The following is a 22,520-nucleotide window of genomic DNA, read 5'->3' on the forward strand; positions in this document are numbered from 1 at the left end:
CTCCGGCTCAGCGCAGGACCTTGACCGCCCCGGGCCGGATCTCGACGGTCAGCGGCTGCTCGCCGGTGGCCGGCAGGTCGCCGAGGGACTCCCCGTCGGCGCCGACGGGGACGGGCGCGGCGGTGCCGTCGTACCGGCCGGACACGGTGACCCGCGTGCCCCGCAGCACCTTGACCGCGGCCAGCGCGACGTGAGCGCCGTCGTAGACCTTGGGCAGCGAGCGGATCAGGTCGACCCGACCGGCGGCCTCGATCACGACCACGTCGAGCACGCCGTCGTCGATGCGGGCATCGGGTGCGATGTCCATGCCCTTGCCGTAGAAGCGGGAGTTCGCGATGACCACGTTGGCGGCGCGGTGCTCGGTGCGCCGGCCGTCGATCTCGACGGTCAGCGCGGCCGGACGGTAGGTGCCGAGGGCGCGGATCGACGCGATCGGGTACTGCAGCCGGTTCGGCAGCCAGTGCGACCGGTCGACGATCTCGGCGGCGCGTGCGTCGACGCCGGCGTAGACCGAGCCGGCGACCAGCACCGCCGGGCGCCCCGGCATCGAGACGGACAGGAGGTCGACCGGGGTGGGCTTCCCGCCGAGCAGCAGCGCGACCTGCGCGTCCTCGTCGCTCGGCACCTCGAGCATCCGCGCGAAGTCGTTGCCACGCCCGGCCGGGATCACCGCGAGCTCGCCGCCGGCGTCGACGACGGCACCGGCGACCGACGACAGCATCCCGTCGCCCCCGACCGACACGACCACCCGGCCGGCGGCCGCGGCCACCTTGACCAGGTCGGGTACGACGGCCGCCGAGGACGTGTAGCTGACCTCGACCTCGGCACCGGCCTCGCGCAGCCTTCGGGCCAGCGGCAGGACCACCTTCGGCGCCGTACCGCCGCCGGAGTTCGGGTTGACGAGGAAGGTGAACGACCTGGAGGTCACGGGATCAGCACCCCCGGGTTGAGGATGCCCGCAGGGTCGAGCTCGCGCTTGACGGCGCGGAGCACGGCCACGCCGGCCTCGCCGATCTCCGGCGTCAGCCAGCCGCGGTGGTCGGTGCCGACCGCGTGGTGGTGGGTGATCGAGGCGCCGCTCGCGACGATCGCGTCGTTGGCGGCGGCCTTCGCCTTCAGCCACCGCTCCAGCGGCTGCTCGCCACCGGCAGCAGCGACCGTGAAGTAGAGCGAGCACCCGGTCGCGTAGACGTGGGAGATGTGGCAGAGCACCATCGTGCCGTCGCCGAGCGCGCCCTCCAGCGCTGCCTTCACCGCCGCGTAGAGCCGCTCGCGGTTGGACCAGAAGGTGACCGTCTCCAGGGTCTCGACGAGGACTCCGACGTCGAGCAGCGAGTCACGGAGGTACGGCGCGTTGAACCTGCCGGCCACCCACGCCTGACCGGGCTCGGCACCCAGGGGCGTCCCGCCGAGATCGGTGAGGGCCGCGGTGACCGCGGCCTTCTTCGCCGCGACCGCCGCGGTCGTGCCCTCGTAGCCGACGATCATCAGGCAGCCGCCCCCACCAGCGCTGCCCTCGCCGCCGATCGCGTCGGGACGGGCCAGGTTGATGGCGGTCTCGTTCTCGTCGGAGAGCCGCAGGACGGTCGGCATCAGGTCGCCCTGGGCGAGCGCGCGCATCGCGTCGGCACCCGCCGCGAAGGACGGCCACTGCCAGCCCTCGTACTCCTTGACCTCCGGCAGCGGTCGCACCCGGACGGTGACCTCGGTGATCACGCCGAAGGCGCCCTCGGAGCCGAGGAAGAGCTCGCGCAGGTCGGGACCGGAGGCGTTGGACGGCGAGGTGCCGCCGAGCCGGACCTCGCCCTTCGGCGTCGCCGCCCGCAGGCCCACGACCATCGCGTCGAACCGGCCGTAGCCCGCACTGGACTGGCCGCTGGACCGGGTCGCCGCAAACCCGCCGATGGTCGCGAACTCGAAGCTCTGGGGGAAGTGGCCGAGCATCAGCCCGTGCTCGGCGAGCAGTGCTTCGGCCTCGGGACCGCGGAGGCCGGGCCCGAGGGTGGCAGTGGAGGAGACCGGGTCGAGCGCGACCAGGCTGCGCATCCGGCCGAGGTCGAGGGACACCACGCCGGCGAAGCCTTCCCGGTCCGGGGCAAGTCCGCCGGTCACGGCGGTGCCGCCCCCGAACGGGACGACGACGACCCGGTGCTGCTGCGCGAAGTCGAGCACGGCCTGCACGTCGTCGTGGTCATCGGGACGCACCACCACGTCGGGGGCGTCGCCCAGGTCGCCGGCGCGTTGGCGCAGCAGGTCGGGCGTCGACTTGCCGCGGGTGCGCTGCCGTCGTACGGCGTCGTCGAGCACGACGTGCTCCTCACCGACGACCGCGCGCAGCCCCGCCACCAGGTCGGGCGCGAGTTGCGGCGCGGGGACCGCGACGTCGGCCGCGGCGGGGGTGTCGGAGAGCGGGAAGACCAGGCCGACGAGGTCGCGCACTCCGTCCGGAAGCGGACCGGCGTGGGCGGGATCGCCCCACCGCGTCGGCGGCATCTCGGGCTGGAGCAGGTCGTGGCTGATCTCTGTCATGTGTTACAGTGTGACATATGTCGTCACATCGTCACAACCTCGCGGAGACGGAGCACAGCCCGCGGGACTCCTATCTGGACGCCGCGCGCGCGTGCATCCTCGACGTCGGCTGGCGGCGGACGACCCTCACCGAGGTGGCCCGCCGGGCGGGTGTGTCGCGGATGACGATCTACCGCACCTGGTCGGACATGCAGGAGCTGCTCGGCGACCTGATGACCCGCGAGTGGGGCGAGCTGCTGGCGTCGACCCAGCCGACGAGGGAGTACGACGAGAAGACCGGCCCCACGCCCACCGGGATCGCGGAGGGCGTGCTCCGCGCCGTCACCGTGCTGCGCGACAACGAGCTGTTCGTGCGGATCGTGGAGCTCGACCCCGAGCTGATCCTCCCCTACCTGCTGGCCCGACGCGGCCGCTCGCAGGAGCTGATCCTCGGCCTGCTCGCCGCGGACCTCGAGGCCGGCCAGGCGACGGGCACCATCCGCGCCGGCAACACCGCCGCGCTGGCCCGCGCCGTCGTACTCGCTGCGCACGGCTTCGTCCTCTCCGCCCACACCATGACCGACGACGCGGTCGCTCCCGCCGAGCTCGACGAGGAGCTGCGGCTCCTCGTCACCCGGTTCCTGACTCCTGAAGGTGCTGACCGATGACCACTCCCAGCAGGATCACGCCCGGCCTCGCCGGAGTCCCCGAGTCCGTCGACGTGGTCGTGGTCGGTCTCGGTGTGACCGGAGCCGGCGTCGCCCTCGACGCCGCCAGCCGCGGCCTCAGCGTGCTGGCGGTCGACGCGTTCGACCTCGCCTGGGGCACGTCGCGCTTCTCTTCCAAGCTCGTGCACGGCGGGCTGCGCTACCTCGCGAGCGGCCAGGTCGGCATCGCCCACGAGAGCGCGGTCGAACGCGGGATCCTGATGGAGACCACTGCACCGCACCTGACCCGGCCGCTCCCGACGATCGTGCCGCTCGCGCCCGGGGTGACCCGCCCGATGGGTGCGCTCACCCGGGCCGCTCTGTTCGGCGGCGACCTGCTGCGCCGGGCGGCGCGCACCAGCGCCGACACCCTCCCGAAGCCGCGCCGGCTCACCGCCGCCGAGACCCGTCGACTCGCGCCGACCCTTCGTACGGACGGGCTGCGCGGCGCCGTCCTCGGGTGGGACGGCCAGCTCGAGGACGACGCCCGACTGGTCGCGACCATTGCCCGCACCGCGGCCGACCGGGGCGCCGCCGTCCACACGCACACCAGGGTGGTCGCCGCGACCGGGACCGAGGTCACCCTGCGCGACCAGCTCACCGGGGCGACCACCACCGTGCGCACGCGGACCGTGATCAACGCCGCCGGCGTCTGGGCGGGCGACGTCGTCGACGACATCCGGCTGCGACCCTCCCGTGGCACCCACCTGGTGCTGCGCGGCGACACCCTGCCGGGACTCGACGTCGCGGTGTTCGCGCCGATCCCCGGGCAGCGCAACCGGTTCGTGCTGGTGCTCCCCCAGCCGGACGGCCAGATCTACGTGGGCCTCACCGACGAGCCGGCCGCCGGCCCTGTGCCGGACGTCGCCGAGCCGACCGAGGTCGAGATCGGCTTCCTCCTCGACGTCGTCGCCGCGTCGTTCTCGCGGCCGTTGCGCCGCAGCGACGTGGTGGGCGCCTTCGCCGGCCTACGGCCGCTGCTCGACACGGGGGACGACAGCACCGCCGACCTCTCCCGCAAGCACGCCGTGCTCACCAGCCCCACCGGCGTCGTCACCATCGTGGGCGGCAAGCTGACGACGTACCGCCGGATGGCCGAGGACGCCGTCGACGCCGCGGTGGCCCACGCCGGTCTCCGCGCCGGACCGTGCGTCACCGCCACCCTGCCGCTCACCGGTGCCGCGTCCCGACCCCGGCTGGCCGAGCTCGTCGAACGCGCAGAGACCCCTGGCCACGCCCGGCTGGTACGACGCTTCGGCGTCGACGCCGCGCTCGTCCTCGACTCCGCCCGCGCCGCGACCGGCCTCCCCGACGACGAGCTGCTCGCGCCGATCGACGAGACCATCCCCGTCACCCTCGCCGAGCTCGTCTTCGGAGTCACCCACGAGGGCGCAGCCGACGTCGCCGACCTGCTCGACCGCCGTACCCGCGTCGGGCTCGTCCCCGCCGACCGGCTCCGCGCGGTACCCGCCGCCGAGCGCGCGCTCGAACTGGCCGTCGCCGCGAATCGGTAGGGATTTCCTCGCGAATCGAGGGAGTTTGCACGTCCAAGCGGGCCGGTTGGACGTGCAAGGTTCCCGGATTCGGCGGGCAGACTCCCCCGATTCGCGGAGAATTTGGATCGGCAGGGCCACCGAGCGATGAGTTTTCCGGTTGGCGCGGGTCGACCCATCAGGCAGACTCAAGAGCATCCGGGGGTAGGCGATGGGAACGACGGTGACCGAGCAGCTGGCTGGGCGTACAACGGGGCACGACGAGCTCGCGGACTTCGACACGTTGACCGGGCGCTACCAGCGCGAGCTGATGGCGCACTGCTACCGGATGAGCGGATCGGTGCACGAGGCCGAGGACCTGGTGCAGGAGACGTTCCTCCGCGCCTGGAAGGCCTCAGCCAGCTTCCAGGGCCGCAGCTCGGTCCGCACCTGGCTCTACAAGATCGCCACCAACGTCTGCCTGACCAACCTCGAGGGCCGGCCGCGCCGGCCGCTGCCTGCCGGCCTCGGCACCGCCGACTCGATCGCCGGTGACGCGCTGGAGTCGGACGCCGACATCCCGTGGCTGGAGCCGATCCCCGACGCGGCGGTCGAGGTGGCCGAGCGCGACACCATCCGGCTGGCGTTCGTCGCCGCGCTGCAGCACCTGCCGGCCCGGCAGCGCGCGGTGCTCATCCTGCGCGACGTGCTCCGGTGGTCGGCGGCCGAGACCGCGACCGCGCTCGACACCACGACGGCAGCGGTCAACTCGGCGCTCCAGCGGGCGCACGCCCAGCTCGACGAGCGCGGCCTCACTCCCGACACCGTCGAGCAGGACCTCGACGATGCGAAGCAGCTGATGCTCGACGCCTACCTCGAGGCGTTCTGGGCCAAGGACATCGACCGGATCGTCAAGCTGCTGCAGTACGACGCCACCTGGGACATGCCGCCCTTCCTCAACCACTACCGCGGGGCCGCCAACATCGGCGAGCTCATCGACAAGAAGTGCCCCGGCGGCGTCCACGACATGCCGATGCTGCGCACGGTGGCCAACGGCCAGCCGGCGTTCGGCCTCTACATGCGGCAGCCCGAAGGCCACTTCGAGCCGTTCCACATGCAGGTGCTCGACGTGGTCGGCACCAAGGTCCGGCACGTCACGGCGTTCTTCGGCGCCGAGCACTTCCGCCGGTTCGGGCTGCCCGAGCGGCTCCCAGCCGACTACCAACCCGACTGCGCGACCGACCAGGCTCCGACCGGCTGACCCATGAGCGCTCTCCCCGGTCCCCCGCCCAGCTCGTCGGACCCGGGGGTGGAGCTCCTGGAGCGCGCGCTCGGGTACACCCGCAGCACGCTGGCCACCGTCACTCCAGCCCACCTCTGCCTCCCGACACCGTGCGACCAGTGGCGCCTCGGCGACCTGCTCGCCCACATGGAGGACTCCCTCGACGCGTTCGCCGAGGGTGCCACCGGCGCGATCAGCCTGCGCAGTGCCGCACCGGCACCGCTCGACGAGCGGCTCGGCACGCTGCAGACGAAGGCGTGCGGCCTGCTCGGGGCGTGGGCCGCCGCGACCACGCCGCAGGTCGAGGTCGGCGGGCGGCCGATGCCGGTCGGCACCATCTCGCGACTGGCCGCGGTCGAGATCGCCGTGCACGGCTGGGACGTGGGTCGTACGACGGGCGCCGGCCTGCCGATCCCCGAGGGGCTCGCCGAGGAGCTGCTGCCCACCGCGCTCGCTCTGGCCCTCGAGCACGACGGCGAGTTCGGACCGCCCGTCCCGGTCCCGGCCGACGCCGGTCCCGCCCGGCGGCTGCTCGCCCTGCTGGGAAGGCGCTGAGGCCGTCCGAGGCACGAGGACGGACTCGGAACACGCCTGAAGGTCGAGTAGCGCCACGGCTGAGCTTGCGAAGCCGTGACGCGCGTATCGAGACCCGGTGAGACGAACCACCGACGGTGGGGACGGCCGAATCCATCGTCGCGGCGTCTCGATACGCCCTCGCGCCAGAGCGCTCGGGCTACTCGACGACCAGCGCGGGGGCGCCCGGGCTACTCGACGACCGGAGCCGCGTCTCGCTCCTACACTCTGCGCATGCCCGACCCCGTCAGCCTGCGCCACCGGACCCTGCCCATGCGAGGCCGCGACCCGCACGAGCGGCACCGACCGGCGACCACGCTGGAGCTGCTCTTCGACCTGACCTTCGTGGTCGCGTTCGGCACCGCGGCCAACGAGCTCGCGCACAACCTCGTCGAGGACCACGTCACTGCCGGCATCGTCGGATTCGCGTTCGCGACGTTCGGCATCTCCTGGGCCTGGATCAACTTCACCTGGTTCGCGTCGGCGTACGACACCGACGACTGGCTCTACCGGCTGACGACGATGGTGCAGATGGTCGGCGTCCTGGTGTTCGCACTCGGCTTGCCCGCGATGTTCAAGTCGATCCACAGCGGCGACACGCTCGACAACGACGTGATGGTGTGGGGCTACGTCGTGATGCGGGTCGCGATGCTCTTCCAGTGGTGGCGCGCCACCCGGCAGGACACAGGCCGCCGCCGGGCCCACCAGATCTACATGGGCAGCATCATCGCCTCGCAGGTGCTGTGGTGCGTGCTGGCGATCGTCGACCTTCCCGTCACGACGACGTTCATCGTCATGTGCCTCCCGCTGCTGATCGAGCTCGGCGGACCGATCGCCGCCGAACGCAGGTACGGCGGCACCCCGTGGCACGCCCACCACATCGCGGAGCGCTACGGGCTGATGGTCATCATCGCGTTGGGCGAAGGACTGATCGGCACCATGGCGACCCTGACCGCGCTGTCCGCGGACGGGCTCAACTTCGACGTCGCGATGCTGGCCGCTGCCGGGACCGCGGTGACGTTCGGCATGTGGTGGACCTACTTCTCGATCCCGCACGGCGAGATCCTGCATGCGCGGCGTGACCGCTCCTTCGGGTGGGGCTACGGCCACCTGCCGCTGCTCGGCGCGATCGTGGCGGTCGGTGCCGGGCTGCACGCGGCGGCGTACTTCCTCGAGGATCCCCACCACACCTCGCTGTCCCTGGTTCAGACCGTGCTCACCGTCGCCATCCCGCTGGGCGCCTACCTGATCGCGCTCTACGCCTTCTACGCCGTCGTCAGCCGCTCCCTCGACCCGTTCCACCTGCTGTTGGTCGCCGGCACCGTGATCTTCCTGGTCGCACCGGTGGTCATGGCCGCCTCCGACGTGGACATGATCTGGTGCCTGCTGGTGCTGTCCCTGGCTCCGTGGATGACCGTCGTCGGCTACGAGCTCCACGGGTACCGGCACAACGCCGAGGTGCTGGAGCGCCTGGAGACCGACCGAGGGACGAGGTCGGCCTCCAACTAGGCGCGAAGGTCGAGTAGCGCCACGGCTGAGCTTGCGAAGCCGTGACGTGCGCATCGAGACCCGGTGACTGTGCCGCCGACCTTGGGGACGGCTGAAGGCACAGTTGCGCCGTCTCGGTACGCCCTCGCGCTAGAGCGCTCGGGCTACTCGACGAGCGACGCGACCGGCTCCGGCTCGGGCTCGTCTCTCAGCGGGTGCGCCAGCTCGTCAGCGGGCAGCTTGGCCAGCCAGATCGCCAGCGCGGCCGCGACCCCCGGGACGATCGCGGCGATCGCGAACGTCGCACGCAGGCCGAGCCACTCCGCGACCGGTCCGGCCATCGCCATCGAGACCGGCATCAGGCTGACCGACACGAAGAAGTCCAGGGAGGCCACCCGGCCGAGCAGGTGCGGCGGCACCCGGCGCTGCAGCAGGGTCCCCCAGATCACCATCGGCGCGGAGAAGAACGCGCCCAGCGCGAAGCCGGCGGCGGCGACCATCCACACCTCGGTGGCGAACCCCATCACCAGCAGCGGCAGGGCGCCGACGCCCCACATGAGGTTCATCCAGGTCAGGTAGCGCCGCGGCATCTGCATCGACGCCATCGCCATCGACCCGACCGCGCCCCCGATGCCGAAGGCGGCCATCACGATCGCGTGGTCGCCCGGGCCGCCGCCCAGCTTGTCCTTGATCAGGAACGGGATGAGCACCTCGAACGGGCCCATCATCGCCAGGATCATGATCGACGCGAACAGCAGCGTCGCGAGCAGCCAGGGCGTGCGGACCATGTAGACCCAGCCCTCGCGCATGTCGGACAGCGCGGTCGCGATCGGGTGGGCGTCGCTCGTCGTCTCGTCGTCGGCGCGCTCGCGTCGTACGGCGGTCAGCGGCACCGTCGCGAGCACCAGCAGGCCGACCAGGTGGAATCCGGCCGCGAGCCCGAGTGCCGCCGACGTGGAGACCCCACCGACGACCACGCCGGCGAGACCCGGCCCGAGCGCCTGGCCGACCGTCGGCCGCACCATGCCCTCGAACCCGTTGACGGCCATCAGGTCCTCTTCGGGGACCAGCGCCGGCAGCCACGCGGAGTAGGCCGGGTAGTAGAACGCCAGTCCCATGCCGGTCGCGAACGACACCACCGCGAGGTGCCAGACCTGGGTCATGTCGGTCCACGACAGCAGTGCGACGACCGCCATGCCGGTGAGCTCGAGTCCGGCGACCGCCAGCAGGATCAGCTTCTGCGGGACCCGGTCGGCGACCACGCCGCCGAGGAGGGCGGGGAGGAGCACGCCGACGGCGCCGGCCGTCGACACCACGGACAGCTGGCTCGCGCCGCCGCCGATCCGGATGACCTCCCACACCAGCGCGACGACCCACACCCCACCGGCGAAGGTGCTGAGCACCAGCGCGCTGCCCAGCCGCCGGTAGGCGGGGTGCCGAAACGGCGACAGCGCGCGCGGCAGCCGGGACGCCGCAGGCGTCGGCGGCTCCTCGGGCGCCGGCGTCGGCGCTATCAGCTGGTCGGTCATCGGGTCTCCTCGAGATCAGTCTGTAGGTAGGGACGGACAGTGGGCCTCGAACTCATCGGCGCCGGCTCCAGGACGACCTTCCCGAGCGCCCGCCTCTCCTCGAGGTCGGCGTGTGCCCGGGCCGCCTCACCGAGGGGGTACGTCGACACCAGTGGCCGCCACCGCCCCGCCGCCACCCGCTCCAGCGCACGGTACGCGAGGCCGGGGATCCCACCCGGCAGGGCGGTCATCCGCGGGCCGAGCGACCAGCCGGCGGTGATCCCCCGGTCGACCAGGTCGCTGGTGGTGAGCCTGGTCGGCGTACCGGAGGAGTACCCGAACATCACCAGCTTGCCGCCGGGGCGGAGCAGTTCGAGCGCGGTCCGTCCCACAGCACCGCCGACCCCGTCGTAGACGAGGGTGACGCCGTCGTACGACGCCCGCACCTGCTGCTCCCAGCCTTCCTCGCCGTAGTCGACGACGAGGTGGGCGCCGAGCTCGGCCAGCTTCGCGGCCCGCTCGGCGCCGCGCGCGGCGACGACCACCCGGGCCCCGACCTCGAGCGCCGCCTGGGCGAGAAGCCACCCGAGGCCACCCGCGGCGGACGGGATGAGCACGACGTCGTCGGCGGTCGGTGGCTCGAGCTCGATCACCCCGAGCGCCGTACGGCCGGTGCCGACCGCCGCGATCGCGTCGGCCAGGCCGACCTGGTCCGCCACCTCGTAGACGAGGTCGACGTCGCAGACGGCCTGCTCGGCATACCCGCCGGGCACCGGTCCGAGGTGCGCCACGACCCTGCGGCCCAGCCAGCCGTCGTGGACGCCCGGCCCGACCTGGTCGACGACGCCGGCCACCTCGCGTCCCGGGATGGTCGGCAGCGTCGGAGCCGGGATCGGTCCCGGCTCGCCGCGCCTCAGCGTGGCGTCGAGGAGGTGGACGCCGGCCGCCGCGACGGCGATGCGGACCTGGCCGGGCCCCGGCTTGAGGTCCGGCAGCTCGTCGAGGACGAGGTTGACTGCGGGGCCGAACTCGTGAAGTTGGATCGCTCTCATGGATCCAGTAGACGAGTTCAAGTTAACTTGAAGTCAAGCGATCGCAGCAGCTCCCTGGTCGCGTGGTCGGCCGGGAAGAACGTCTCGATGGCGACCTCGTCGAGCGTGACGTCGCGGGGCGCGCCGAACACCGTCATGGCGTAGCACAGCGCGAGGTCGCCGTGGCCGGTCCGCAGCAGCAGCGGCGTCACCAGGTCGCCGTCCGGCCCGGCTGCCGTCTCCTGGCCCGTCGCCGGCACCGGGTAGGACTCGATCTCGGCGAGGAGCTCGGCCAATCCGTCGGCGGCGGTGCGTTCGAGCTGCCGCCGGACCCGGCGTACGACGTGCGCGCGCCACTGTCCGTAGTTGCGCACCTGCGAGGCGAGGCCGTCGGGATGGAGCGTCGCGCGCAGCATGTTGAGCGGCGGACCGGCCAGACCGGCCGGCAGCTCGTCGAGAAGGAAGTGGGCCGCGGGGTTGGCCGCCATCAGCTCCCAGCGGACGTTCACGGCGACCGCCGGGTAGGGCAGGTGCCCCTCCAGGACCGCGGCCACCGCGGACCGAGCGACGCCGAGGTCCTCGAGCGGTCGCTCGGTGTGCGCCGGGGCGAAGCCGGCCGCCAGGTGGACGTCGTTCCGGTCACGCAGCGGCACCTCGAGCTCCTCACAGATCCGCTCGATCATCGTCCGGCTGGGGACGGCGCGGCCGGTCTCGATGAAGCTGAGGTGTCGCGCGGACAGGTCCGCGGCGAGCGACACGTCCAGCTGGGAGCGACGGCGGCGCTCCCGCCACTGGCGGAGCAGCTGCCCCACCGGCTCCTCGGTGATCGTCATGCGGCACAGGTTCTCCCGGCACCCGCCGACGATCAACTACCCGCGAGGTAATCGACAGACGGCACGCGCGCGGCGGATCGTGTCGGCTCGCGGAGATCCCGCAACCGACGACAGGAGCAAAGCCATGACCACGACCACCGACGTCCCGACCACCGTCGCGCGCTACCTCGACTTCTGGAACGCGGACCCCGGAGAGGACCAGCGGCGACGGGCCGACGAGCTGTTCACGCCCGACGTCGACTACGTCGCACCGATCGGGACCCGGCACGGGATCGACGAGCTGCTGTCCCTCGCCGGCGACTTCGTGCTCCACCTCGGCGATGTCGCGTTCCTCGCGCGGGCGGAGCCGGACGTCCACCACGACCGCGCGCGGGTGCGCTGGGAGCTGATCCGCGGCGACGCGTCGTTCGCGGAAGGCACCGATGTGCTCGTCGTGGACGACGCCGGCCGGGTCAGGTCCGTGACCACCTTCCTCGACCGGGCGCCGGAGGGGTTCGACCCGCACGCGCACGACTAGGACGATCGGTCACCCCGCGGTCCGGATACGATCCGGAGTCCGACCGCTACTCCTCCGGAGAACACGTGACCGTCTTCCTCGTCCTGGGCTTCGTCGGCCTGGGACTCGTGGTGCTCTCGCTGCTGGTCGGCGACCACCTGGAAGCCGCGTTCGGGGGCGCGCTCAACGCCCTCGAGGGTGACGTGTTCTCGACCGCCGTGCTGGGCGGCTTCATCTCCGCGTTCGGCTTCGGCGCGGCGGCCGCCGACGGCGCCGGTCTGCCCGACGTCCCGGTGCTCGCCATCGGTGGCATCAGTGGCGTCGTCGTCGGCTGGTTCGCGTGGTGGCTGACCCGGCTGATCAAGGACGGGCCGAGCGACGGCACCGTCTCGATCGGGGACACCGTGGGCCTGGTCGGACGGGTGCTGACCACGATCCCCGGTGGGGAGAGCTACGGCGTCATCCGGGTCAGCGTCGGCGGTCACGTGATGCAGTGCAACGCGAGCTCGCTGCTCCCGATCGAGACGGGTGCCGAGGTCAGCATCACCGGCGTCCTGTCACCCACCGCGGTCACCGTGGCCCCGGTGTGGAGCCCCAGTCCCGACAACCACTCCTCAGAGAGCTAAGGAATCGGTCTTATGGATCTCAACGTCGTGGGGCCGATCATCGGCGTCGTCGTACTCCTCGTGCTGCTGGTGCTGCTCGTCACCAGCCGCTACAAGGTGGCCGGACCCAACCAGGCGTTCATCGTCACCGGGCGCAAGGGCAAGGCGGTCCTCAACCCGGAGACCGGGCAGCTCACCACCGACCTCTCCGGCCAGAAGGTCGTGCTCGGCGGCGGCGTCTTCGTGGTGCCGTTCATCCAGAAGCTGGCCACGATGGACCTCTCCAGCCGCCGGATCTCGGTGCAGATCCGCGGGGCGGTCTCGGGCCAGGGCATCAAGCTCAATCTCGACGGCGTGGCGATCGTGAAGGTGGGCGGCAACGCCGACCAGATCCGGCTCGGTGCGCAGCGCTTCCTCAGCCAGCAGGCCGACATCGAGACGTTCACCCAGGAGGTGCTCGCCGGTGCGCTGCGCTCGATCGTCGGTGGCCTGACCGTCGAGCAGATCATCCGCGACCGGGCGGCGTTCGCGCAGCGGGTGGCCGACGAGTCGGAGAGCTCGCTGACCGGTCAGGGCCTGATCCTCGACGCGTTCCAGATCCAGGACGTGACCGACGACGGCACCTACCTCGCCGACCTCGGTCGACCGGAGGCGGCGCGGGTCAGCCAGGAGGCCCGGATCGCCGAGGCCAACGCCCGCCAGGCCGCGGAGCAGGCGCAGATCGCCGCCGAGCAGCAGATCGCGATCGCCCAGCGGACACTGGCCCTCAAGCAGGCCGAGATCAAGGCCGAGACCGACGCCGCCGCCGCCCAGGCGGCAGCGGCAGGGCCACTGGCGCAGGCCGACCGAGACCAGGCGATCTTCACCGAGCAGGAGAAGGTCGCCGTCCGCCAGGCCGCGCTGACCGAGCGCCAGCTCGAGACCCAGATCCGCAAGCCGGCCGACGCGGACCGCTACCGCGTCGAGACGGAGGCCGAGGCCAAGCGGACGGCCGAGATCAAGGCGGCCGAGGCACGCAGGGCCGCCACCATCGCCGCCGCCGAGGCCAAGGCAGAGGAGACCCGGCTCACCGGTGAGGCCGAGAAGGCCCGCCGATCCGCCCTCGCCGACGCGACCAAGCTGGAAGGTGACGCGCAGGCCGCCGCCACCCTGGCCGTCGGTCAGGCCGAGGCCGCCGCGATGGACAAGCGGGCCGACGCGTTCGCCCACTACAACGACGCCGCGGTGCTGCAGATGCTGATCGAGGTGCTCCCGCAGATCGCCAAGGAGGTCGCCGCGCCGATGAGCGCGATCGACAACCTGACCGTGCTCTCCACCGACGGAGCCGGCGCGCTGCCGAAGCAGGTCGTCGACAACGTCGCCCAGACGCTGCAGATGCTCAAGACCGCCACCGGCGTCGACCTGCAGTCGATGCTCAAGTCGGCCGTCGACACCTCGTCGTCGTCCTCGCGTGAGGTCGTGCCCGGGAGCGCCGAAAAGTCGCCCGAGGGCTGACCTGCACTACCACCAGTGGAGAGTGCGGCCGTGCCCGTGGGTGTGGCCCACCGAGCGGCCGTCGAGCCCGAGCACGAACTGACCGGTCGGCGGCATCGGACCGGCCGCGGTGACGCCCTTGAGCACATTGGGGCCTTCGTTGCTGACCCACCGGCACCGGCCGGCCGCGACCAGGCCGGCCATCAGGTCGGCGAACGCCGTCCGCGCCCCGTCGTCGAGGTAGGCGATCACGGCAGAGTGGAACACCACCACCACGCCGTCCGGGCCGACGGCCTGACCTGCCTCGTCGACCAGCGCCGGCAGCAGCTCGACCAGGTCGCCCCGCCGGAGGTCCGGCGGGTCGGTGCGCGCCACCTCGATGGCGGTCGCGAGCTGGGCGCGGCGGTCCTCGTGCTCGGGCCAGACCAGGGTGAGCAGCCACGACATGTGGTCCTCGGACGTGACGTCGAGCGGGTTGAGGTCGATGCCCCCGCGCCAGCCGACCGTCGGCACCGCGTCCGGCAGCGGCGCCGGGCCGGTCACCTCGCAGTGCAGGGTCGGCGCCGCCGGTCCCGCGGTGCGGATGCCGTCGGCGGTCGACCACCGGTAGCCCCACCGGTCCGGGTAGAGGCACAGCCCGGCGCTGGCCCCGGCCTCGAGCAGCGCCACCGGCCGCCCGCCGGCCGCGTGCGCGATCGCCGGGAGCAGCGTCGCCATCCGGCCGGCCTCGTTGGTCTGGGTGGCACGGGCGAGGATCGTCGCCCGGATCCTCCCGTCGTCCGTGAGCAGCGCCTCCCGGAGGGCCTCGTACGGCGCCGGCGCGTCGAGCCCGTGCCACCGCGCGGCCGCGAACACCAGGTTCGGCTGCTGCTTCGGCTCCGGCAGGGTCGACAGCCACTCCTGGATCTCGCTGTCCGCGGCGACGCCGTAGGCCCACGACTGCAGGCAGGGCGAGTCCTCGGCGTACGAAGCGAACTCCTCGTACTTCTCGTTGATCGGCCCGTAGAGGCGCATGGCCCGGCAGCTCAGGCGCTCAGCCGGCCGGCAGCGCGACGTACGTCGTGTCGAGGTACTCCTCGATGCCCTCGAAGCCGCCCTCCCTGCCGAAGCCGCTGGCCTTGACCCCGCCGAACGGTGCGGCGGGGTTGGAGACCAGTCCGGAGTTGACGCCGACCATTCCGAACTCCAGCGACTCCGCCATCCGGATGGTGCGGGACAGGTCGCGGGTGAAGACGTACGCCGTCAGGCCGTACTCGGTCGCGTTGGCCCGCTCGACCGCCTCCTCCTCGCTCGCGAAGGTCGTGATCGGAGCGACCGGACCGAAGATCTCCTGGGTGTTGACGTCGGCGTCGGCCGGCACGTCGGCCAGGACCGTCGGGCTGAAGAAGAAGCCCGGCCCGTCCGGAGCGCTGCCGCCGGTCACGACCCGGGCCCCGGCCCCGACCGCCTGGTCGACGAGCGCACCGACGTCGGCGACCGCCTTGTCGTCGATGAGCGGACCCACGTCGACCCCGTCGTCCTGTCCGCGGCCGAGCCGGAGCGCGCCCATCCGCTTCCCCAGCTTCTCGGCGAACTCCTCGGCCACCGACTCCTCGACGAGGAACCGGTTCGCGGCCGTGCACGCCTCGCCCATGTTGCGCATCTTCGCGACCATCGCGCCGTCGACCGCCGCGTCGATGTCGGCGTCGCCGAACACGAGGAACGGGGCGTTGCCGCCGAGCTCCATGCTGACCCGCTGCAGCTGGTCGGCGGACTGCCGCACCAACACCTTGCCGACCGGGGTGGAGCCGGTGAAGCTCACCTTGCGCAGCCGCGGATCGGCCATCAGCGCCTCGCTCACCTCGCCGGAGCTGTGCGAGGTGAGCACGTTGAGCACACCGTCCGGCAGGCCGGCCTCCGCGAACAGGTCGGCGAGCAGCAGCATCGTGAGCGGCGTCTGGCTGGCGGGCTTCACGACCATGGTGCAGCCGGCCGCCACCGCCGGCCCGATCTTGCGGGTGCCCATCGCGAGCGGGAAGTTCCAGGGCGTGATGAACAGGCACGGCCCGACCGGCTTCTTCACGGTCAGCAGCCGGCTGCCTCCGGCCGGCGCATGCATCCAGCGCCCGTGGATCCGCACTGCCTCCTCGGAGAACCAGCGGAGGAACTCGCCGCCGTACGTCACCTCGCCGCGGGCCTCGGCCACGGTCTTGCCCATCTCCAGGCTCATCAGCAGCGCCAGGTCGTCGGCCCGGGCGTTGACCAGGTCGAACGCCCGGCGCAGGATCTCGCCGCGGTCGCGCGGCGCGGTCGCCGCCCACGCCGGCTGCGCGGCCACGGCAGAGTCGAGCGCGGCCTTTGCGTCGTCCACCGTGCCGTCCGCGACATCGGTGAGGACCGACCCGTCCGCGGGGTCGATCACGTCGAAGCGACCGCCCCCCGAAGCCGGGCGCCACTCGCCCCCGATGAAGAGCTGACGACGGTCGAGGTGCAGCGGTTCGGAGCTCATGGAGCCACTCTGGCACCGCCATCGAAACTTCGCCCGCCGAGCCCCGCCCGGCGCTGAAAATCTTCACCCGAAACCTGTGTACAGGCCCCGTTGCCGAGCTATCGTTAGTGTGTCGTCTCGGAGGGAGCACTTTCGACGCGACCAGGCCCCGACGCTGACCCCATGCGGCGCGGGGCCTGCTTGTTTTTGATGGCCCGAGAGTGTCTCCGCTCCGCCGGTGGTCGAGTAGCCCGAGCCGCCAGGCGAGGGCGTATCGAGACCCCGCAACTGTGGCCACCCACCTTGGGGCTGACATCCGCCGCGGTCTCGATACTGCCTCGCGCCAGAGCGCTCGGCCTACTCGACCACCGAAGAAGCGCGCAGGAACTCCTCGAGGATCGGACCGGCGGTGCGGGAGCCGGACTCGCCGACCTCGACGAACGCCGCGACGGCGAGGTCGCCCTGGGCGGCGACCATCCAGGCATGGGTCTGCACGGTGCCGTCCGCGCCGACGAACTCCGCCGTGCCGGTCTTCGCGATCACCGGTGGGCCCGGGACGTCGGCGAGCTGGCTGCCGCTGCCCTCGGTGACCACCGCCCGCAGCATGTCCTGCAGCTCCGCGGCCTCCTCGCCGGTGAGCGGCGCGTGGTCGTGGTCGGAGACGTCGACCTGCTCGACCAGGCGGGGTACGACGAGCCGCCCCTCCCGCACGGTGGCGATCACGGCGGCCATCGTCATCGGGGACGCCAGGACCGTGCCCTGACCGATCAGGTCCGCAGCCGCCTCGGTCTCGCTCGCCGGCGGCTCGACGCTGCCGAAGTAGGCGGGGAAGCCGAGGTCGTGGTCGACGCCGAGGCCCAGGCTCGCGGCGGCGTCCGCCAGGTCGTCGGCGGAGAGCTCGTCGCGGGCGCCGATGAAGGCGGTGTTGCAGGACTGGGCGACCGCGGTGCGGAGCGGGATCTCCCCGTTGGCCGAGCTGGGGTAGTCGCTGTAGTTGCCGAACTCCTTGCCGTCGACCGTCAGTGTCGGGGGGCAGCTCACCGTGCTGTCGGGCGTGAGGCCGGCGCGGAGAAGGGCCAGGCTGCTGACGATCTTGAACGTCGAGCCCGGTGGGAACTGTCCGTAGGTGGCGAAGTTCAGTCCTCCGGTGCCCGGCCCGTTGGCGGCCGCGAGGATGGCGCCGTCGCTGGGCCGGATCGCGACCAGCGCGCTGGCGGACGTGACGTCGGCGAGCAGCGCCTCCGCCTCCGTCTGCAGGTCCGGATCGAGCGTGAGCTCGAGCGGGTCGCCGTCGGACTCCTGGACGCGGAACAGGTCGCGCGCCGGACCGGACTCGGTCTCCGAGACCGCCTCGACCAGCCGGCCCGGCGATCCACCGAGCTGCTCGTCGTACCGCGCCTGCAGGCCGCTGATCCCCGCGATGTCGCCGACCCGGTAGCGGTCGGGATCCTCCTTGATCATCTCCGCCGTCACCGGGCCGACCCGACCGAGGATCGGCGCCGCGAACTCCCGCGTCGGCGCCAACGAGATGTCGTCGGCGAGCGCGACGGCACCGGCGATGCCCTCGTAGCTCGCGAGCACCTCGGCCGGCACCTCCGCCCTGCGGAACGAGATCGCCTCGACGAACGCACGGTCGCCGGCGGCACGCACCGCGCGGACGTACGGCGCCACGTCGACGCCCACGAGCTCCGCGAGCGCCCGGGCGGAGCCGGCCGCCTCCGCGTCGCTCACCCGCACCCGGTCGATGCCGAACCGCACCACGGGGCGGTCGGTGACGATGACCTCGCCCCCGGCGCCGAGGATCTCGCCGCGGGTGGCCGGGATGGTGGTGGCGTCGAGTACCTCGTGGTCGGCGAGGCTCGGCTCGATGATCGTCGGCACCCAGGCGACCGCCCACTCGCCGCCCGCCTTCTCCAGCTCGACGGTCGTCTCGTAGGTCCAGGGCTCCTCGGACTCGACCACCTGCCAGGTCCAGGTGAGGGTTGCCGTGGCCGTGCTCCCGTCCACCTCGACGGCACCGGGCTCGATGGCCGGCTCGATGCCGTCCATGCCCTCGACGACGTCGGCGTACCGCTGCGCGATCGGCCGGTTCTTGCCGCCGACGAAGCCCACTTCCGCCAGTCCGGCCCCGCTCGGGTCGACGAGACCCACGGCGAGGCGGTCCACCGCCTCGTCCGCGCCCGCCTGGTCGACGTCGTCCCCGTCGTCACTGCAACCGGCGAGCACGAGCAGGCAGGTCAGCAGCGCCACCGAGATCCGTCGCATGCGACGGTTCTACCAGCCGCTGCCGACCCGCCTTGCCGTGGCTCGTCAGGCAGCGCCGACCAGCAACGGGCTGACCAGCGGCGTGTAGCCGGAGGACTGCCCGAGGCGGTTGGGGTGGTAGCTCTCGCTGATCGGGTTGGACAGGCCGTTGATCCACTCCACGTCGTCGCAGACGGCATGCCCGATGTACCGGCTGGTCGGGTTCGCGAACTTGAACCCCCTGGCCGCGGCGGCCGCGGACAGCTTGCCGTTGAGCAGGTCCGCGGTCTGGTTGAGCCGCGTCTGCTCGGACGGGGAGAACCAGGTGCCGGCGTTGCAGTCCTCGCCCATGAACACCCGCGGGTAGCCGGTCACCACGACGACGGCGCTCGGCGCCCGCGACCTGATCGAGGCGTAGAGCGTGTTGAGCCGGCCAGGGAGCGTGTTGTTGATGAACGACTGCGCGGTGTTGACCGCGCCGTCGCAGTTCGACATCCAGCCTGGCTGCGCGCACTCGGTGATCACGCTGGAGAAGCCGGCGTCGTTGCCGCCGACGGAGATGGTGACGTACTTCGTCGTCGACACGACCGCGCTCAGCTGGCTGTTGGTGACCGTCGAGGTGGTCGCACCGGAGCAGGCCTTGAAGTTGAGGGTGTACCCCTTCTGCTGGGCGAGTAGGTAGGGATAGGCGTACGTCGAACGCTGGCAGCTGGTGCCGTCGTCGATGTAGCTGCGGGTGCCGACGCCGGAGGCGTAGGAGTCGCCGAGGGCGACGTACGACGGCCCGGCCGCTTGCGCCGGCGCCTGGACGCCGAGCGGGACCAGCGCCGCCAGGACCGGGACGACGCCGGCGAGCAACAGCCGGAGTCTCTTGGGCAGACGGCCGCGGAGCCGGGAGGGAGCGAGTGCTGACATGGATGGACCTTCCCCATGAAGGCGGCCCTGGGTACGGGCCGTACCAATGTGACGCGGGTCACTCAAGCACGTGCAGGCAGGTGTTGGCCAGGGCCAGGGTGGCGGCCGGGGTGCAGCCCGCGGCGGGTGCCGGCCACCAGGTCCGCGACGTGCGCCCGGAAGTTCGGGCAGTTCGCGACGTCGTGGGCGCGGCACTCCAACGCGTGCTCGGTCAGGTGCCGCGACCGCTCCATCTCCGCCATCCGCGCGGCCAGGTCCGCCAGGTGGTCGGTCAGGATCTGCCGCCGGTCGTCGGCGCCGGCGTCGAGCAGCGAGCGGATCTGGTCGAGGCTCATCCCCGCTGCCTTGCTCGAGACGATCGCCGCCACCCGGTAGGCGTCGTCCTCGCGATAGCGCCGCCGCCCGGCGGCATCCCTCTCGGGCGCGAGCAGCCCCATCGTCTCCCAGTGCCTCAGCACGTGGGTCGGCAGCTCGAACCGGTGCGCCAGCTCCCCTACGGACCAGCGGATCTCATTGCGGCTTGACTTCATGTTGACATGAAGTCACAGGCTGCTGACCAGCACAAGTCTTCAGCCAAGGGAGAGTCCGATGAACAACACAACGTATGACGTCGCGGTGGTCGGCGCAGGAGCCGCCGGGCTGCAGGCGGCGCTCACGCTGGGGCGGATGAACCGCCCGGTCGCGGTGTTCGGCACCGACCGCTACCGCAACGACCCGGCCGCCGAGATGCACAACTTCCTCGGCCACGACGGGACCCCACCGGCCGAGCTCCGCGCCGCCGCCCGCGCGGACCTGGAGCGCTACCCGGCGGTCGAGCTCAAGGAGCAGGCGGTGACCGCCATCGAGGGCGCGCCCGGCGCCTTCACCCTCCACACCCTGGACGGAAGCGAGGTCGCGGCCCGCCGGGTGCTGCTCGCGACCGGCGCCGCAGACACGCTGCCCGACATTCCCGGTCTCGACGCGCTGTGGGGCGACGTCGTGGCGCACTGTCCCTACTGCCACGGTTACGAGTTCTCCGGCACGCCGGTCGGCATCCTCGGGTCGGAGGCCAGCGTGCCGCTGCGCGCGGCGATGCTCGAGCGGATCGCCAGCCGGCTCGTCGTCCTCACCAACGGAGCCGAGCTCGAGCAGGCCGTCGCCGGTGCGCTCAAGCGGATGGACGTCGACGTGCGGACCGATCCCGTGGTGGGCGTGTGCCGGGGCCCGCTCGGCATCAGCGTCGAGCTCGCCGGGGGCCCGGTGCTCGAGCTCGGCGGCCTCTTCGTCGGACCGGGCTGGGCACAGGCCGCGCCGTTCGCGGAGCAGCTCGACCTCGACCGGTCGCCGATGGGCGCGGTCCTCGTCGACGCGTTCGGCCGCACCAGTCGCCCCGGCGTCTACGCGGCCGGCGACATCGCCCAGGCGCCCGGGCTGCCGATGCCGATGTCGTCCGTCCTCGTCGCGGCGGCGAGCGGGCAGGTGGCCGCGGCCGCCTGCGACCGCGAGCTGGCCGCCGCCGACAACGGGCTCGCGCTGCCGGTCTGATCCTCGGAGTTGAACGCGTTCAAAACATGGGATACAGTCGCCTCATCACGATTTGAACACGTTCAACTTTAGGAGTAGCCGTGAACTGGACGCTCGCGAACCACTTGCTCTACGTCGTCGTCTGCCTGCCCGTCATCGTCTGGGTGGGTCGCACCCTGGCCCGCAACGGACAGGTGTTCCTGGCCGACGTCTTCGACGACGAGGCGGTGGCGACCGCGACCAACCGGCTGCTCGTCGTCGGGTTCTACCTGCTCAACGTCGGGTTCGTGCTGCTCTACCTCCGCGCCGGCGGCCAGGTGGGCACGGCAGAGGGCCTCATCGAGTCGCTGAGCCTCAAGGTCGGAGTCGTGCTGCTGGTCCTCGGCCTGATCCACGTCATCAACGTGAAGGTCTTCTCGGCCATGCGGCACCGGCACGTCGTCGACGACCAGCGGGTCCGCGCCTACGAGACCCAGCTGGACGCCTGGGCCGCCCAGCAGCGCCGCTAGGTTGGCGACGTGACCGACCCCGACGCCGCCGCAGCCGCAGCCGCAGCCGCAGCCGCAGCCGACGCAGGCTCGTCCTCCAAGTCGCAGCAGACCCGCGCGGCGATCGTCGCGGCAGCGACCAAGCTGTTCCGGACCGGGGGGTACGACGCCACCACGATGCGGGCAGTCGCGCGGGAGGCCGGGGTCTCGGTGGGCAACGCCTACTACTACTTCGGCTCGAAGGAGCACCTCGTCCTCGCGTTCTACGACGAGATCTTCGCCGCCCACGTCGCGGGCTGCGAGCGGGTGTTGGTGACGGAGACCGGGTTCGTCCAGCGGATGTCGGCGGTCCTCGACATCTGGCTCGACGTCGCCGAGTCGTCCCACGAGTTCGCCGGTAAGTTCTTCAAGCACGCGGCGGAGCCGACCAGTCCGCTGTCGGTCTTCAGCCCGGAGTCGGCTCCGACCCGCGAGGCGGCGATCGACCTGATGCGCCGGGTGGTGGAGGGCTCCGACCTGAAGGTCGCGCCGGCCCTGCGCCAGGAGCTTCCGCTCCTGTTGTGGCTGGTCCAGATGGGCATGGTCCTGTTCTGGGTGTACGACGGCTCCCCCGGCCGCACCCGCACCCGGCAGCTGGTGCGCCAGGCGGTCCCGATCCTCGACAAGCTGCTGCGGGCGACCCGGATCCCGGGCGTGCGCGGCATCGCCGACGACGTCGTCACCCTCGTCAGGTCTCTGGTTCCGCCTGCTTGATGATCCAAGCGGCTGTCGCGGAGACCGCGGGCGCCGTAGCGGAGAGAGCGAGGAACGAGCGACCGGAGCGGAGAAGCTCGCGCTTTCCGCGCGCCGCTCCGCAAGTCGCCCGTTCGCCCTGGCCCGAGACCACGTCACCTGCGGCGCGGCAGCGTGGCGCGACGAAGGAGCGAC

21 protein-coding genes are annotated in these 22,520 nt (G+C 72.1%); 11 read left to right on the forward strand and 10 right to left on the reverse strand.

Going from position 1 to position 22,520, the window contains the following annotated elements; all coding sequences use genetic code 11:
- Positions 1-7: 7 nt before the first annotated feature.
- Entirely contained in the window at positions 8-928 is a 921-nt protein-coding gene (locus SHK19_RS21250) for a diacylglycerol/lipid kinase family protein (protein ID WP_322454399.1), read from the reverse strand.
- A complete protein-coding gene (locus SHK19_RS21255; protein ID WP_322937396.1) occupies positions 925-2,529 on the reverse strand; it encodes an FAD-binding oxidoreductase in 1,605 nt (534 codons plus the stop codon). Before SHK19_RS21255 ends, SHK19_RS21250 begins: the two co-directional genes overlap by 4 nt.
- A gap of 17 nt (positions 2,530-2,546) precedes the next feature.
- On the opposite strand from SHK19_RS21255, the gene SHK19_RS21260 reads away from it, so the two are divergent.
- From SHK19_RS21260 to SHK19_RS21280, 5 genes are all read left to right on the forward strand, one after another.
- Positions 2,547-3,176, forward strand: coding sequence for a TetR/AcrR family transcriptional regulator (locus SHK19_RS21260; protein ID WP_322937397.1), 630 nt, complete (start codon positions 2,547-2,549; stop codon positions 3,174-3,176).
- Positions 3,173-4,729 carry a glycerol-3-phosphate dehydrogenase/oxidase gene (locus SHK19_RS21265; protein WP_322937398.1) on the forward strand — a complete coding sequence of 519 codons (1,557 nt, stop codon included), beginning with the start codon at positions 3,173-3,175 and terminating at the stop codon, positions 4,727-4,729. The genes SHK19_RS21260 and SHK19_RS21265 overlap by 4 nt, the downstream gene beginning before the upstream one ends.
- Positions 4,730-4,931: 202 nt before the next feature.
- The gene (locus SHK19_RS21270; protein ID WP_322454395.1) at positions 4,932-5,948 is read left to right on the forward strand and encodes a sigma-70 family RNA polymerase sigma factor; all 1,017 of its coding nucleotides are present in this window, start codon (positions 4,932-4,934) and stop codon (positions 5,946-5,948) included.
- 3 nt (positions 5,949-5,951) lie between these two features.
- Positions 5,952-6,524, forward strand: a complete 573-nt coding sequence (locus SHK19_RS21275; RefSeq protein ID WP_322937399.1) for a TIGR03086 family metal-binding protein — start codon at positions 5,952-5,954, stop codon at positions 6,522-6,524.
- A 252-nt stretch (positions 6,525-6,776) separates the two neighbouring features.
- Complete coding sequence (locus SHK19_RS21280; protein WP_322937400.1) at positions 6,777-8,051, forward strand: low temperature requirement protein A; 1,275 nt, start codon at positions 6,777-6,779, stop codon at positions 8,049-8,051.
- 143 nt (positions 8,052-8,194) lie between these two features.
- Here SHK19_RS21280 and SHK19_RS21285 read toward each other — a convergent pair whose 3' ends face one another.
- From SHK19_RS21285 to SHK19_RS21295, 3 genes are read right to left on the reverse strand one after another with little or no spacing between them, the layout of a single operon-like run.
- A complete protein-coding gene (locus SHK19_RS21285; protein WP_322454392.1) occupies positions 8,195-9,559 on the reverse strand; it encodes an MFS transporter in 1,365 nt (454 codons plus the stop codon).
- Positions 9,556-10,590 carry a zinc-binding dehydrogenase gene (locus tag SHK19_RS21290; RefSeq protein WP_322937401.1) on the reverse strand — a complete coding sequence of 345 codons (1,035 nt, stop codon included), beginning with the start codon at positions 10,588-10,590 and terminating at the stop codon, positions 9,556-9,558. The genes SHK19_RS21285 and SHK19_RS21290 overlap by 4 nt, the downstream gene beginning before the upstream one ends.
- 17 nt (positions 10,591-10,607) lie before the next feature.
- Positions 10,608-11,402, reverse strand: coding sequence for a helix-turn-helix domain-containing protein (locus tag SHK19_RS21295; protein WP_322454390.1), 795 nt, complete (start codon positions 11,400-11,402; stop codon positions 10,608-10,610).
- 124 nt (positions 11,403-11,526) lie between these two features.
- Here SHK19_RS21295 and SHK19_RS21300 point away from each other — a divergent pair, with 124 nt between their 5' ends.
- The 3 genes from SHK19_RS21300 (at position 11,527) to SHK19_RS21310 (ending at position 13,997) form a co-directional block, all read left to right on the forward strand.
- A complete protein-coding gene (locus SHK19_RS21300) occupies positions 11,527-11,919 on the forward strand; it encodes a nuclear transport factor 2 family protein (RefSeq protein WP_322454389.1) in 393 nt (130 codons plus the stop codon).
- 65 nt (positions 11,920-11,984) lie between these two features.
- Positions 11,985-12,524: a hypothetical protein gene (locus SHK19_RS21305; protein ID WP_322937402.1), complete on the forward strand. Its 540-nt coding sequence runs from the start codon at positions 11,985-11,987 to the stop codon at positions 12,522-12,524.
- Between the two features lie 12 nt (positions 12,525-12,536).
- Positions 12,537-13,997 carry a flotillin family protein gene (locus tag SHK19_RS21310; RefSeq protein WP_322937403.1) on the forward strand — a complete coding sequence of 487 codons (1,461 nt, stop codon included), beginning with the start codon at positions 12,537-12,539 and terminating at the stop codon, positions 13,995-13,997.
- 6 nt (positions 13,998-14,003) lie between these two features.
- Here the strand turns inward: SHK19_RS21310 and SHK19_RS21315 are convergent, their stop codons facing one another.
- From SHK19_RS21315 to SHK19_RS21335, 5 genes are all read right to left on the reverse strand, one after another.
- The gene (locus SHK19_RS21315) at positions 14,004-14,990 is read right to left on the reverse strand and encodes a DUF2332 domain-containing protein (protein ID WP_322937404.1); all 987 of its coding nucleotides are present in this window, start codon (positions 14,988-14,990) and stop codon (positions 14,004-14,006) included.
- 19 nt (positions 14,991-15,009) lie between these two features.
- On the reverse strand, positions 15,010-16,464 hold the full coding sequence (locus SHK19_RS21320) for an NAD-dependent succinate-semialdehyde dehydrogenase (protein ID WP_322454385.1): 1,455 nt from the start codon (positions 16,462-16,464) through the stop codon (positions 15,010-15,012).
- Between the two features lie 336 nt (positions 16,465-16,800).
- Positions 16,801-18,708 (reverse strand): penicillin-binding transpeptidase domain-containing protein, encoded by a 1,908-nt coding sequence (locus SHK19_RS21325; protein WP_322937405.1) that lies wholly within the window; start codon positions 18,706-18,708, stop codon positions 16,801-16,803.
- 45 nt (positions 18,709-18,753) lie between these two features.
- Complete coding sequence (locus tag SHK19_RS21330; protein WP_322454383.1) at positions 18,754-19,602, reverse strand: SGNH/GDSL hydrolase family protein; 849 nt, start codon at positions 19,600-19,602, stop codon at positions 18,754-18,756.
- A gap of 62 nt (positions 19,603-19,664) precedes the next feature.
- Entirely contained in the window at positions 19,665-20,132 is a 468-nt protein-coding gene (locus tag SHK19_RS21335; protein ID WP_322454382.1) for a MerR family transcriptional regulator, read from the reverse strand.
- A gap of 58 nt (positions 20,133-20,190) precedes the next feature.
- Here SHK19_RS21335 and SHK19_RS21340 point away from each other — a divergent pair, with 58 nt between their 5' ends.
- The 3 genes from SHK19_RS21340 (at position 20,191) to SHK19_RS21350 (ending at position 22,346) form a co-directional block, all read left to right on the forward strand.
- Positions 20,191-21,126 (forward strand): NAD(P)/FAD-dependent oxidoreductase, encoded by a 936-nt coding sequence (locus tag SHK19_RS21340; protein ID WP_322937406.1) that lies wholly within the window; start codon positions 20,191-20,193, stop codon positions 21,124-21,126.
- An 80-nt stretch (positions 21,127-21,206) separates the two neighbouring features.
- A complete protein-coding gene (locus tag SHK19_RS21345) occupies positions 21,207-21,614 on the forward strand; it encodes a hypothetical protein (RefSeq protein WP_322937407.1) in 408 nt (135 codons plus the stop codon).
- A gap of 9 nt (positions 21,615-21,623) precedes the next feature.
- Positions 21,624-22,346, forward strand: coding sequence for a TetR family transcriptional regulator (locus SHK19_RS21350; RefSeq protein ID WP_322937408.1), 723 nt, complete (start codon positions 21,624-21,626; stop codon positions 22,344-22,346).
- Positions 22,347-22,520 lie beyond the last annotated feature (174 nt).

The organism is Nocardioides bizhenqiangii (assembly GCF_034661235.1).
GTDB lineage: Bacteria > Actinomycetota > Actinomycetes > Propionibacteriales > Nocardioidaceae > Nocardioides > Nocardioides bizhenqiangii.